The following is a 12,482-nucleotide window of genomic DNA, read 5'->3' on the forward strand; positions in this document are numbered from 1 at the left end:
CGCGCATGAACGACATCCCCCTCTGGCGCATCCGCCAAGCCGGTCCCGACGATGCCGAAGCGCTGGCGCTGATCGGCGCGGCGACGTTCCTCGAAGCCTTTGCCGGTTCGGTCGACGGGCGCGGCATCATCGAGCATTGCCGCACCGCGCATTCTGCCGAGACCTACCGCGCCTATTTCGCCAGGGGCGCCAAGGCCTGGCTGGCGGAAGTGAAGCCGGGCGACGCGCCGGTGGGCTACGCGATGATCTGCGCCCCCGAACTCGACCAGGCCGAAGCGGGCGATATCGAGCTCAAGCGCATCTACATCCTCACCCGCTTCCAGGGCTCGCTGATGGCGGGCACGCTGATGCGCACGGTGGTGGAGGCCGCGGAAGGCTGCCGCCGCCTGCTGCTGGGGGTCAAGGACGACAACCTGCGCGCACTCGCCTTCTACGCCAAGAACGGCTTCGAACAGATCGGCAGCCGCCAGTTCGACATCGGCGGCCAGACTTATGACGACCTCGTGCTGGCGCGTTCGCTCGCGCCCGCGCAGGCCTGATACTCAACGAGAAGCAGACTCCATGACCTCGACCCCTTCCGGCGCCCGTTTCGTCAACATCGGCGAGCGCACCAATGTCACCGGCTCGGCCAGGTTCAAGAAGCTGATCATGGCGGGCGACTATCCCGCCGCGATCGAAGTGGCCCGCCAGCAGGTGGACAACGGCGCGCAGGTGATCGACGTCAACATGGACGAAGGCCTGCTCGACGCGGTCGCGGCCATGACCACCTACCTGAAGCTGATCGCTTCCGAGCCCGACATCGCCCGCGTGCCGGTGATGGTCGATTCGTCGAAGTGGGACGTGATCGAGGCCGGTCTCAAGTGCGTGTCCGGCAAGCCGATCGTCAATTCGATCTCGATGAAGGAAGGCGAAGAACCCTTCCTTGAGCATGCCCGCAAATGCATGAACTACGGCGCCGCCGTCGTTGTCATGGCCTTCGACGAAAAGGGCCAGGCCGACACCCGCGAGCGCAAGATCGAAATCTGCTGCCGCGCCTATGACTTGCTGACCGGCATCGGCTTCCCGCCCGAAGACATCATCTTCGACCCCAACGTCTTTGCCGTCGCCACCGGCATCGAGGAGCATGACCGCTACGGCCTGGACTTCATCGAGGCGGTGGCCGAGATCAAGGCGCGCTGCCCGCACGTCCACTTCTCGGGCGGCCTGTCCAACCTCTCGTTCTCGTTCCGCGGCAACGAGCCGGTGCGCCGGGCGATGCACTCGGTGTTCCTCTACCATGCGATCCCCGCCGGGCTCGACATGGCGATCGTCAACGCGGGGCAGCTCGACGTCTACGACCAGATCGACCCGGTGCTTCGCGAAGCCTGCGAGGACGTCATCATGATGCGCCGCCCGGGCGTGGGCGAGGACGGCAAGACCTCCACCGAGCGCCTGATCGAGCTGGCCGAAAGCTTCAAGGGCAAGGACGCCGTGGCCGAGAAGGCCGCCGAGGAATGGCGCGGCTGGGACGTGGCCAAGCGCATCGAACACGCGCTGGTGCGCGGCATCGACGCCCATGTCGTCGAGGATACCGAGGAAGCCCGCGCCGCGATCGCCGCGCGCGGCGGCCGCCCGATCGAGGTGATCGAGGGCCCGCTGATGGGCGGCATGAACGTCGTGGGGGACCTGTTCGGCTCGGGCAAGATGTTCCTGCCGCAAGTCGTCAAGTCCGCGCGCGTGATGAAAAAGGCGGTTGCCCACCTGATCCCCTTCATCGAGGCGGAAAAGGATGCCGGCACCAAGTCCAAGGGCCGCATCATCATGGCCACCGTCAAGGGCGACGTGCACGACATCGGCAAGAACATCGTCGGCGTCGTGCTCCAGTGCAACGGCTACGAAGTGATCGACCTCGGCGTCATGGTGCCCTGGAGCAAGATCCTCGAAGCCGCCGCCGAACATGACGCCGACATCATCGGCCTCTCCGGCCTCATCACCCCCTCGCTCGACGAGATGGTGACCGTGGCCGAGGAAATGCAGCGCGCCGGCATGACCATTCCGCTGCTGATCGGCGGCGCCACCACCTCCAAGGTCCACACCGCGCTGCGCATCGATCCCGCCTACGAGGGTCCGGTGGTCCACGTGCTCGACGCCAGCCGCGCGGTCGGCGTCGCCTCGCAGTTGCTGTCGGACACCCAGGCGGTGCCCTTCGTGGAGGCCACCGCCGAGGAATACGAAAAGGTCCGCATTGCCCGCGAAGGCAAGGGCCAGAGCGAGTTGCTCCCCATCGCCGATGCCCGCGCCAATGCCTTCAAGCCGGACTTTGCGCTCAAGCCCGCCGCACCGGCCGAGCCGGGCCTCCATGTCTTCGAGGACTGGGACCTGGCCGATCTTGCCGCCACGTTCGACTGGACGCCGTTCTTCCGCGCCTGGGAACTGGCGGGCAACTACCCGGCGATCCTGAACGACGAGGTGGTGGGCGAAAGCGCCCGCAACCTCTACGCCGATGCGCAGGCGATGCTCGCAAAGATCATCGACGAGAAGTGGCTCACCGCCAAGGGCGTCTGCGCCTTCTGGCCCGCCAGCCGCGATGGCGACGACGTGCTGCTTGCGGACGGCACGCGCATTCCGATGCTGCGCCAGCAGGTGAAGAAGTCGCGTGACCGCGCCAACTTCTGCCTGGCCGACTTTATCGACACCGAGGACGACTGGCTGGGCGGCTTTGCCGTCGGCATCCACGGCATCGAGCCGCATCTGGAACGCTTCCAGGCCGCGCACGACGACTATTCGGACATCCTGCTGAAGGCGCTGGCAGACCGCTTCGCCGAAGCCTTTGCCGAGCGTCTGCACAGCCATGTGCGCACCAGGCTCTGGGGTTATGCCCCGGACGAGCAGTTCACCAACGAAGCGCTGATCCGCGAGGAATATCGGGGTATCCGCCCGGCACCGGGTTATCCCGCCTGCCCCGACCATTCGCTCAAGCCGATCCTGTTCGATCTGCTCAAGGCCTCGGACAATGCCGGGATCGTGCTGACCGAAAGCCAGGCCATGCTGCCGACGGCGGCGGTTTCGGGCTTCTATTTCGCCCACCCGGAAAGTTCTTACTTCGGCGTCGCCCGCATCGGCCGCGACCAGCTGGAAGACTACGCCGGACGGCGCGGGGTCGATCTGGCCACCGCCGAACGCTGGCTGCGCCCGAACCTCGACTGACGGGACCCCGCGCCGATAGGGTCGCCGTGCCCGTCTCTCGTGACGGGCACGGCGTACTCGCGAACGGAGACGCTCAGTGCACCGCCGGGCGGTTCATGCCGGCGCGCCAGCGGGCGCGGTGGCGCTGGTAGGCCTCGCTGGTGGCGGTCCGGTCGACGCTCGACATCACGCCGAGCGCGGCGTCGAGGCCGTGCCGGGCCAGTTGATCGATCACCGCGCGTTCATCGTGCCCGGCCTCGCGGGCGAGCGTCTTGAGCACCCGCGCGGTCTCGGCAAACTCGATCTCGCCGAGCATCGCGACGCGGCATTCGTTGTGCGAAGTCATGGCCTCGCGCAGAAGACGACCCATCAGAATTCTCCCTTAGGTAGTGCGGCCGGCAAAACGCCGTAAATCGATTGCATTCGCCGTTGAGAGCCCTCTACCAGCCGCAGGTCGGCCCGGCGGCTAATGGCCGGCTCCGGACAAGCACGGAGGTTTTCGGCAGGGCGGATTAGCCATGACCGCCTTCCCCCGCCGGCCTGCCCCCCGAAAATCGCCTGCGCCCCGGGAAACCGGCCACATTTCTTCCCCGGCGAAGCGCCCCCGGGCGCCATCGCGGCCGTTGCGATTCGGCAGTTGTGCAGCCATGCATTGGCCCAAAGAACGAGCCGCCCCGCCCGACACGGGGAACCGGGCGGCGGGGGAAGTTGAAACAATGGGCCTGACTGAAACCTACCTGATCGCGCTGAGTGTGATCCTTGCCTTGCCATATCTGGTCTGGCGCCTGCTGCGCACCGAGCACTGGGCCCCGCTGGTGGTCGTGCAGATCATCGGCGGCATCCTGCTGGGACCGGGCGTGCTCGGCCACTTCGCGCCGGACTTCCACGGCTTCGTGTTCACCCCGCAAGTCATGACCGCGCTCAACGGCGTGGCCTGGTGGGCGGTGATGATGTTCGTGTTTGTGGCCGGGGTCGAACTGGACCTGTCGGACGCCTGGAAGCATCGCGGCGAAACCAGCCTGACCGCCGCCTGCGCGCTGCTGACGCCGCTGCTGTTCGGCTCGCTCGCCGCCGCCTTGCTGCTGAGGACCCCCGGCTGGATCGGACCGAAGGGCACGTATCCGCAGGCCGTGCTGGGCATCGGCATGGCCTGCGCGGTCACCGCCCTGCCGATCCTTGTGCTGCTGATGGAAAAGCTCGGCATCTTCCGCGCCCCGCTCGGCCAGCGCCTGCTGCGCTACGCCAGCCTTGACGACATCGCCATCTGGGGTGTGCTGGCGCTGATCCTGGTCGACTGGGAGCGCGTGGGACGGCAAGGCCTGTTCCTTGCCGGCTTCGCGGCCGCCTCGATGATCGTGCGCGCCCTGTTCCGCCGCCTGGACGAGCAGGACCGCTGGTATCTCTCGCTGATCTGGCTCGCGGTGACCGGCTTCGCGGCAGACTGGTCGGGCCTGCACTTCATGGTCGGCGCGTTCCTGGCGGGCGTGGTGCTCGACGCCCAGTGGTTCACCCGCGAGAAGCTCGACATGTTCCGTGAATTCCTGCTGCTGACGGTCATGCCGGTGTTTTTCCTCAGCACGGGCCTGCGCACCGACTGGGGAATAGGCGGCGCAATGGTATTCGGCGCGGCCTTGCTGTTCCTCCTCGCCTCCGTCTCGGGCAAGCTGGCGGGCGTCCACCTCGCCGGCAGGCTGCTCGGCTGGAAGCAGGGCGAGGCCTCGGTGATCGGCTGGATGCTCCAGACCAAGGCGCTGATCATGATCATCTTTGTCAACGTCCTGCTCGACAAGCAGATCGTCACCGCGGAGACGTTCACCGCGCTGCTGCTGATGGCGGTGATGAGCACGATGCTCACGGTGCCGATGGTCAAGCCGCGTCTGGCGCGGCTCGGCATCGGCGAAGATCGATAAGGCGGCATCCCAAGGACAGCACCGCAAGAAGGCCGGGATCACCGCCCCGGCCTTTTTTTTCGTTTTCAGGCGCCCGCCCGTCCGGCCAGCGCCTCCGCCGCCTGCCAGAACGCCTCGACAAAGGCGGCATCGCCGGCCAGCGGATTAGGCCGGCGCGGCGCCCGCTCGTACCAGTAGCCGCCGCTCGACCGTCCCGGCTCCTCGGCGCTCGCCAGCCAGATCACCGTGTCCGCCCCCTGCGCCGGCGTCAGCTTGGGCCCATCGGCGTAAGCGGCCTGCACGCTGCCGGGCGTATGGGCGAAGAAATTGCTGGCCACCGTGCCGGGATGCACCGAATGGGCGACGATACCGTCCCCTGCAACCCGCGCGGCCAGCGCCCGGGCATGGAGCACGTTGGCCAGCTTGCCGCTGCAATAGGCCGCCCCCGGACTCCAGTTGCCGAGGTTCTGGAGATCGCCGAGATCGATCCCGGGGATCATCTCGCTGCCGTCCGAGGCGGTGTTGACGATCCGCACGCTGCCCTGGGGTGCATCGGCCGCCGCCGCTCGCATCAGCGGCAGGAGCCGCGCCGTCAGCACGAAGGGGCCGAGGAAATTGGCCGCGTAGTTCGCCTCGAAGCCTTCCGCGGTCGTGACCTGCTCGCGCGCCATGCCGCCGGCATTATTGACCAGCACGTCGACACGGCCGGCCATGCCCGCGATCGCGTCGGCCAGCCGGTCCGCCTCGGCCAGCAGTGAAAGATCGCCGCGCAGCATCTCCACACCGGCGCCCAATTCCGCCTGCGCCGCCGCGCAGCGCGCCGCATCGCGGCCGATCCCGAGGACGCGAAACCCCTGCGCCGCCAAGGCCCGCGCCGTTTCCAGCCCGATGCCCGAACTTGCCCCCGTCACCACTGCCACGCGCTGCGTCATGCCTGCCTCTCCATTCATCGGGCTTGCCGTCCCGTTGCGCGATCCTGGCGAGCGCCCGGGCAAAATCGCAAGCGGATGAGGCGGAATCGGAGGAAATCATCGGCCAAGCGGTTTTCAGCGCCCCCTCCCTCTGCCATAAGCCCGGCCGTGCCCGACCCCGATCTTCTGCCTGATGCCCTTGAAGCGCTCCATGCGACCTTCGGGTTCTCCGCCTTTCGCGGCGTGCAGGAGCAAGTCGTCACCCGCGTGCTGGAGGGGCGCTCCACCCTGGCGGTGATGCCCACCGGCGCCGGCAAGTCCCTCACCTACCAGTTGCCCGCCGTCATGCGGGAGGGGACCTGCGTGGTCGTCTCGCCGCTGATCGCGCTGATGCACGACCAGCTGCGCTCGGCCACCGCCAACGGCATCCGCGCCGCCACCCTGACCAGCGCCGATGCCGATCGCGGCCAGACCATGGACCGTTTCCGCGCGGGCGAGCTGGACTTGCTCTACATCGCCCCGGAACGCGCCAGCCAGCCCTACTTCCGCGAACTGCTGGAACAGTCGCGCGTCGCCCTCTTCGCCATCGACGAGGCGCATTGCGTTTCCGAATGGGGCCACGATTTCCGTCCCGACTACCGGCTGCTGAAGCCGCTGCTCGATGCCTTCCCCACCGTCCCGCGCCTCGCGCTGACGGCGACGGCGGACCATCACACCCGTTCGGACATCCTTGCCCAGCTCGGCATCCCGGACGAAGGCCTGATCGTTGCCGGGTTCGACCGCCCGAACATCCGCTACGCCATCCGCCCGCGCGAGAATGCGATGCGGCAATTGAAGGCGGTGATGGACGAGAACCCCGGCCCGGGCATCGTCTATGCCCCCACCCGCGCCCGCGTGGAGCAACTGGCCGAAACCCTCGCCTCCGCCACCGGACGCCGGGTGCTGCCCTATCACGCCGGGCTCGATCCCGAAGTGCGCGCGCGCAATCAGGCGGCCTTCGTCGCCTCCGAAGACATGGTGATGGTCGCCACGGTCGCCTTCGGCATGGGCATCGACAAGCCCGACGTGCGGTTTGTCGCCCACGCCGGCATCCCCAAGTCGATCGAGGCCTATTATCAGGAAACCGGCCGCGCAGGGCGCGACGGCGACCCTTCGGTGGCGGTGATGTTCTGGGGCGCGGACGACTTCGCCCGCGCCCGCCAGCGCCTGTCCGAAGTCGATCCCTCGCGCCAGCAGAGCGAACGCCAGCGCCTCGATTCGCTGGCTGCCCTCGTCGAGACCGCCGAATGCCGCCGCGCCGTGCTCTTGCGCCACTTCGGCGAAACGCCCGCGCAGACTTGCGGCAACTGCGACAATTGCCTCGAACCCGCCGGTGTGGTCGACGTTACCGAACTGGCGCGCAAGCTGCTCTCGGCGGTCTACCGCACCGGGCAGAGCTACGGCCTTGGCCATCTCGAAAAGGTGCTTTGCGGCATCACCGACGACCGCGTGCTGCAACGCGGGCACGACCAGTTATCGGTCTTCGGCATCCTGACCGAGGACGAAAAGCCGCTGCTGAAATCGCTCGCCCGTGCGCTGCAGGCCCGCGGCAGCCTGCTGCCCACCGAGCACGGCGGGTTGTCGCTCGGCGGCGATGCCCGCGCGATCCTGAAGGGTGAGGCCGCCGTCGCCATCGTCGTACCGCCCAAGCGCGAGCGCAAGCGGCGCGGCGGCAGCAGCGATGCGGGCGCCAACCCGGTCGGCCATCCGCTGTTCGAGGCACTGCGCGCGCTGCGCCGCGATCTGGCCCAGCAGGCCGGGGTGCCGCCCTACGTCATCTTCCACGATGCCACCTTGCGCGAGATGGCCAATGCCCGCCCGGCAACGCTCACCGAAATGGGCGAGATCGGCGGCGTCGGTACCCGCAAGCTGGAAGCCTATGGCGAGGAATTCCTGGCGGTGATCCGCCAGCACTGAGAGTCAGTTTGTGTCAGCCCGGCCCTCGTAAACGGCGCGCTGGGCCGCAAAGGCGCGCTGGAACGCAGGCCGCGCCTCCCCCCGCGCGACATAGCCCTGCACGGTTTCATTACCGGCCAGCAGGTCAGACCCGCCCAGCCGCCGCAGAACCTGCACCATCATCAGGTCGCCCGCGCTGAAATCGCCGTCGAGCCATTCCGAACTGCCGAGGCGCATGGCGAGCTCGTCCAGCCGCGCGGCGATGCGCTCCTCGATCGAGGCGAGGCGGGCGGCGAACCAGGGCCGCTCCTGCTCGAACAGCAGGACCTCGGAGCGCTGGACGATCACCGGCTCCACCGTGCTGAGCGCGGCGAACATCCACATCACCGCCCGCATCCGCGCGTCACCATCCACCGGCAGCAAGCCGTGCTGGCTCGCCTCCTGGCGCCCCGCCTGCTGGCTTTGCGCCAGATGCAGCACGATGGCGCCGGATTCGAACAGCGCGAGATCGCCCTCTTCATACGTCGGGATCTGGCCGAACGGGTTGCGAGAGCGATGCGCCGGCTGCTTCATCTCCTCGAACGAGACGAGCCGCACGGTGTAGGGCCGGCCCACTTCCTCCAGCGCCCAGCGCACCGCCATGTCGCGCGCGAGCCCTCGGCCGCGATCCGGCGAGTGGGCAAAGGCGGTGATCGTCGACGGCTTCGGCACGTTCGGCTGCGGCACGTTCAGCTGCGTCATCGGCGGCGCTCCGGTTCCCCTGCATCATGCTCGGGAAGCGCAATTCCGGCAACCGGGTTCGTCATTTGCGCGAGGCTGGGTTATGAGGCCGCATGATCCGCATATTGATCGATGCCGACGCCTGCCCGGTGAAGGACGAAACCTACCGCGTGGCCGAGCGCACCAGAGTGCCGGTGGTGGTCGTGAGCAACAGCCCGATCCGGGTGCCGCAGAGCCCGCTCATCGCGCGCAAGGTGGTGAGCGACGCTTTCGATGCCGCCGACGACTGGATCGTCGAGAACACCGCGCCCGGCACCGTCGTCATCACCGCCGACATCCTGCTGGCCGACCGCTGCCTCAAGCTGGGGGCGGACGTCATCGCGCCCAACGGCAAGCCCTTCACCACGTCCTCGATCGGCGGCGCCATCGCCACCCGCGCGATCATGGCGGACCTGCGCGCCGGCGGCGACGTGATCGGCGGCCCGCCGCCGTTCAGCAAGGCGGATCGCTCGCGGTTCCTCTCCAGTCTCGATCAGGTGCTGGTAAAGCTGTTGCGGAAAGGCTGAGTGTCCCCCCCATCCTGAAGGCGCCAGAGAGCGGGGAACCGCAGCGCCACGCCGCCGGGGGCTTCGACAGGTTCGGCCTGAGCGGGTGGGGAGGTCGGCTTTGGGTGGGAAAGGGACTGTCGGGTTCGGATTTTCAAACACCAGTTGCTGATGCCAAATCCGCACCAAGATCTTCGTCATTCCCGCGAAGGCGGGAATCCAGTCAACGCAGCGCTTCGAAGCCAAAGTCGATGGCGAGATCGCGCCACTGTGGATTGCCTTCTTCGATCAACCTGAGCTTCCAGTCACGGTTCCATTTCTTGATCCGCTTCTCTCGCTGGATCGCGTGCTCCATTGTCGCGTGCATTTCGAACCACACCAGCAGTTTGGTTCCATAGCGGGCGCTGAAGCCATCGAAGTGTTCGCTGCGGTGCTGGGCGATGCGCTGGATCAGGTTCGAGGTGGTGCCGGTGTAAAGTGTGCCGTTTCGCGCCGAAGCGAGAACATAGACGGTGGGCGCGAAGGTCTCCTTCATTGCGAGGTTGCTACTGGATTCCCGCCTTCGCGGGAATGACGAATCGAGTGAACAATCGGCAAGCCATCCGGGTTCAACGAACGTCCGCAATGGGGCGAATCCGGAACGGCTGGTTTCGAATTGCCAATCGCGCTCCTACCCCGCCCCCAGCACCAGCCGCACCTCAAGCCCGCCGCCCGGCGCGTCGGTCAGTTCGACGCGGCCGTCGTGCAGCTTGGCCACCGCTTCCGCCAGCGCCAGCCCGAGCCCGGTTCCCGCCACCGAACGCGTCGGGTCCAGCCGGCCGAAGCGTTGCAGCGCGGCTTCGCGTTGCGCCTCGGGAATGCCCGGCCCGTTGTCGCGCACGCCCAGCACGACGTGGCCGTTGTGCCTTGCCGCAAACACCGTGATCGCATTGCCGCCCTGCGCATACTTCACCGCATTGTCGACAAGGTTGCCCAGCGCCTGCCCCATCAGCTCGCGGTGGAGCAGCACGGCAAGCCCCTCCGGTGCCTCGGCGGTGAGCGCGAAACCCTCGTCCTCGGCATAAGGCTCGTAAAGCGCGGCAAGGTCTTCGAGGAAGGGGCCGAGCGCGGTCTGTTCGAAGCGCTCGCGGCCGATCCCCGCCTCGGCGCGGCCGATCTGGAGCGCGGTGGTGAGGATGCGGGTCAGCGTGTCGGCCTCGGCCAGGGCGCGGTTCATCGCCGCTTCCGCGGCCGGATCGCGCGCCTCTACCGCCGCCTGTTCCAGCGCCGAGCGCAGCCGCGTGACCGGCGAGCGCAAGTCGTGCGCCAGCCCTTCGGCCACCACCCGCAGTTCGCCCACCAGCGTCTCGATCCGCGCCAGCATCCCGTTGATCTCGCCCGCCAGCTCATCGAAGGCATCGCCCGAACCGTCGAGCGGCACCCGCGCGTCGAAGGCCCCGGCGCCGACCCGGTGCGCGGTCTGCGCCATGTCGTGCACGCGCCGGCCGACAAGGCGCGAGGTCAGGAACGCCACCAGCATCGTCAGCGGCAGCGCCAGCAGCAGCGCCGCCAGCAGCGCCTGCTCGAAACTGCGCTGGAGCTTGAGGTCGCGCCCGGTCTCGACCCCCGCCAGCAGGGTCGAGCCGTCGGGCAGGCGCGCCTCCACCAGCGTCATCAGCTCGGGCTGGGAAAAGTCGCTGCGGTAGAGCGTGGTCGAGAACCAGTCGCCCTGCTGCCAGTCGCCCCGCACATCGCCGCGCGGCGGCAGCGCATCGAGGTTGCCGGTCACGCGCCGGCCGTCCGGCCCGGCCAGCAGCATCACCGGGGCGCGGCGGCCCTCGGCGCGCAGGCGGGTGTCGATGGTGGTGCGCAGCCCGGCCATGCCGCCGTCCTCGTAGGCGGCAAGCAGATCGTCGCGCAGGTCCTCGACCAGCGCGTGCTGCTCGTCGCGCACGCTCTGCTGGCTGGAGATCCACACGAAGGCCAGCACCCCGCCGGTGGCGACCAGCTGGAACAGCACGACCGGGACAAACAGGCGGAACGAGGTGGAGCGCAGCAGCCGCGCCGCCCGCCGCCGGAGCTTTTCCCTCAAGCCGAAAGGCCCAGCCGGTAGCCCGCCCCGCGCACGGTGTGGAGCAGCGGCGCGGCGCCATCCTCGTCGAGCTTGCGGCGCAAGCGGCTGACGTGGACGTCGATCACGTTGGTGCCGGGATCGAAGTGATAGTCCCACACCGCCTCCAGCAGCAACGTGCGGGTCACCACTTCGTCGACATGGCGCAGGAAATATTCGAGCAGACGAAACTCGCGCGGCTGCAGGTCAATCGCGCGGCTGCCGCGCTTCACCTTGCGGGCGAGCAGGTCCATCTCGAGATCGCCGCAGGACAGCCGCGTCTCCACGGCGCTCTGGCTGGCGCCGCGCTTCACCAAGAGCCGCACGCGGGCGAGCAGTTCGGCAAAGGCGAAGGGCTTGGTGAGATAGTCGTCCGCGCCCGACGTCAGCCCGGTCACGCGGTCGTCGGTCGAGCCCATGGCCGAAAGCACGATCACCGGCGTCTCGATGCCGCCCGCGCGCAGCGCGCCGAGCACCGACATGCCGTCCATCTGCGGGATCATCCGGTCCAGCACGATGGCGTCGTAGGTGCCGTCGCTGGCGAGGAACAGCGCGTCGCGCCCGTTGCCCGCCTTGTCGACCACAAAACCTTCCTCGGCGAACCCTTTCACGATGTAGGTCGCGGTGGCCTCGTCATCCTCGACCACCAGCAGCTTGTGCCCCATGCCTTGCTTTCCCGCCTCCGCCAGCATTTGCGTGCTCCGGCAGATCAGCGATTGCCGGGCTGCGGCGAACCGGCCAGGTCGATCCTGCGAACCGCGCCGAGATGCACCACATCGAGGTGCATAGGCCGTGCCCCGCGCTCAGACAACTCCTGCGCAAGGGTGGAAAACGAGCTGGCCTGCGCACCGTCCACATCGACGATGCGGTCGCCCACCACCAGCCCGGCATGTTCGGCATGGCCGTCCGAGCGCACCGAGGTGACGACCAGCCCGGGCTTGCCGTCGGGCAGGTCGTCGGCGGTGAAGTCCAGCACGCGGCGGCTCGCCTCGTCCTGCGCGGCGGTCTCGTGCACGGCGGCGGCATCGGGCCCGGCAAGACCGAAGTGGTGCTGCGCCCACAAGTCGCCCCAGGTCAGCGCCCCGGTCACCGCCAGCAGCGCCCCCAGCATCGGCAGCAGGTCGAGCACGCGGCGCTTCGCGTCGTAGGGGAAGCCGGGATCGACCTCGGGGCCGGTACGGACATCGTCTGCGTCGGTCATCTCTCGTCCAGTTCACGCCAGAGAGGG

At 68.1% G+C, this 12,482-nt stretch carries 12 protein-coding genes; 5 read left to right on the forward strand and 7 right to left on the reverse strand.

The window, feature by feature from the left end; translation table 11 throughout:
* Positions 1-5 precede the first annotated feature (5 nt).
* Entirely contained in the window at positions 6-539 is a 534-nt protein-coding gene (locus DM450_RS15120; RefSeq protein WP_142636116.1) for a GNAT family N-acetyltransferase, read from the forward strand.
* Between the two features lie 22 nt (positions 540-561).
* Positions 562-3,186 carry a methionine synthase gene (gene metH, locus DM450_RS15125; RefSeq protein WP_142636118.1) on the forward strand — a complete coding sequence of 875 codons (2,625 nt, stop codon included), beginning with the start codon at positions 562-564 and terminating at the stop codon, positions 3,184-3,186.
* Between the two features lie 73 nt (positions 3,187-3,259).
* Here the strand turns inward: metH and DM450_RS15130 are convergent, their stop codons facing one another.
* Positions 3,260-3,535, reverse strand: a complete 276-nt coding sequence (locus tag DM450_RS15130) for a hypothetical protein (RefSeq protein WP_142636121.1) — start codon at positions 3,533-3,535, stop codon at positions 3,260-3,262.
* A gap of 346 nt (positions 3,536-3,881) precedes the next feature.
* Here DM450_RS15130 and DM450_RS15135 point away from each other — a divergent pair, with 346 nt between their 5' ends.
* A complete protein-coding gene (locus DM450_RS15135) occupies positions 3,882-5,075 on the forward strand; it encodes a cation:proton antiporter (protein WP_142636123.1) in 1,194 nt (397 codons plus the stop codon).
* A 65-nt stretch (positions 5,076-5,140) separates the two neighbouring features.
* Here DM450_RS15135 and DM450_RS15140 read toward each other — a convergent pair whose 3' ends face one another.
* Entirely contained in the window at positions 5,141-5,986 is an 846-nt protein-coding gene (locus DM450_RS15140; RefSeq protein WP_142636125.1) for an SDR family NAD(P)-dependent oxidoreductase, read from the reverse strand.
* A 147-nt stretch (positions 5,987-6,133) separates the two neighbouring features.
* Here DM450_RS15140 and recQ point away from each other — a divergent pair, with 147 nt between their 5' ends.
* Positions 6,134-7,921: a DNA helicase RecQ gene (gene recQ / locus DM450_RS15145; RefSeq protein WP_260609903.1), complete on the forward strand. Its 1,788-nt coding sequence runs from the start codon at positions 6,134-6,136 to the stop codon at positions 7,919-7,921.
* Between the two features lie 3 nt (positions 7,922-7,924).
* Here the strand turns inward: recQ and DM450_RS15150 are convergent, their stop codons facing one another.
* Positions 7,925-8,641 carry a glutathione S-transferase family protein gene (locus DM450_RS15150; RefSeq protein ID WP_142636130.1) on the reverse strand — a complete coding sequence of 239 codons (717 nt, stop codon included), beginning with the start codon at positions 8,639-8,641 and terminating at the stop codon, positions 7,925-7,927.
* A 92-nt stretch (positions 8,642-8,733) separates the two neighbouring features.
* On the opposite strand from DM450_RS15150, the gene DM450_RS15155 reads away from it, so the two are divergent.
* Positions 8,734-9,186: a YaiI/YqxD family protein gene (locus DM450_RS15155; protein WP_142636132.1), complete on the forward strand. Its 453-nt coding sequence runs from the start codon at positions 8,734-8,736 to the stop codon at positions 9,184-9,186.
* Positions 9,187-9,388: 202 nt separating this feature from the next.
* Here DM450_RS15155 and DM450_RS15160 read toward each other — a convergent pair whose 3' ends face one another.
* From DM450_RS15160 to DM450_RS15175, 4 genes are all read right to left on the reverse strand, one after another.
* Positions 9,389-9,700, reverse strand: coding sequence for a GIY-YIG nuclease family protein (locus tag DM450_RS15160; protein ID WP_017503794.1), 312 nt, complete (start codon positions 9,698-9,700; stop codon positions 9,389-9,391).
* Between the two features lie 135 nt (positions 9,701-9,835).
* On the reverse strand, positions 9,836-11,236 hold the full coding sequence (locus DM450_RS15165) for a sensor histidine kinase (protein WP_260609905.1): 1,401 nt from the start codon (positions 11,234-11,236) through the stop codon (positions 9,836-9,838).
* Complete coding sequence (locus DM450_RS15170) at positions 11,233-11,919, reverse strand: response regulator transcription factor (protein WP_142636134.1); 687 nt, start codon at positions 11,917-11,919, stop codon at positions 11,233-11,235. The genes DM450_RS15165 and DM450_RS15170 overlap by 4 nt, the downstream gene beginning before the upstream one ends.
* A 44-nt stretch (positions 11,920-11,963) precedes the next feature.
* A complete protein-coding gene (locus DM450_RS15175; RefSeq protein ID WP_142636136.1) occupies positions 11,964-12,455 on the reverse strand; it encodes a PDZ domain-containing protein in 492 nt (163 codons plus the stop codon).
* Positions 12,456-12,482 lie beyond the last annotated feature (27 nt).

It is taken from the genome of Sphingomonas sp. IC081 (assembly GCF_006874585.1).
Taxonomy (GTDB): domain Bacteria; phylum Pseudomonadota; class Alphaproteobacteria; order Sphingomonadales; family Sphingomonadaceae; genus Novosphingobium.

Excerpts from the sequence above, each read along its gene's own strand:
- DM450_RS15140 (WP_142636125.1), bottom strand. The coding sequence starts at position 5,986 with ATGACGCAGCGCGTGGCAGTGGTGACGGGGGCAAGTTCGGGCATCGGG.
- DM450_RS15160 (WP_017503794.1), bottom strand. The coding sequence starts at position 9,700 with ATGAAGGAGACCTTCGCGCCCACCGTCTATGTTCTCGCTTCGGCGCGA.
- DM450_RS15155 (WP_142636132.1), top strand. The coding sequence starts at position 8,734 with ATGATCCGCATATTGATCGATGCCGACGCCTGCCCGGTGAAGGACGAA.
- DM450_RS15170 (WP_142636134.1), bottom strand. The coding sequence starts at position 11,919 with ATGGGGCACAAGCTGCTGGTGGTCGAGGATGACGAGGCCACCGCGACC.
- DM450_RS15130 (WP_142636121.1), bottom strand. The coding sequence starts at position 3,535 with ATGGGTCGTCTTCTGCGCGAGGCCATGACTTCGCACAACGAATGCCGC.
- DM450_RS15120 (WP_142636116.1), top strand. The coding sequence starts at position 6 with ATGAACGACATCCCCCTCTGGCGCATCCGCCAAGCCGGTCCCGACGAT.
- metH (WP_142636118.1), top strand. The coding sequence starts at position 562 with ATGACCTCGACCCCTTCCGGCGCCCGTTTCGTCAACATCGGCGAGCGC.
- DM450_RS15150 (WP_142636130.1), bottom strand. The coding sequence starts at position 8,641 with ATGACGCAGCTGAACGTGCCGCAGCCGAACGTGCCGAAGCCGTCGACG.
- DM450_RS15175 (WP_142636136.1), bottom strand. The coding sequence starts at position 12,455 with ATGACCGACGCAGACGATGTCCGTACCGGCCCCGAGGTCGATCCCGGC.
- DM450_RS15135 (WP_142636123.1), top strand. The coding sequence starts at position 3,882 with ATGGGCCTGACTGAAACCTACCTGATCGCGCTGAGTGTGATCCTTGCC.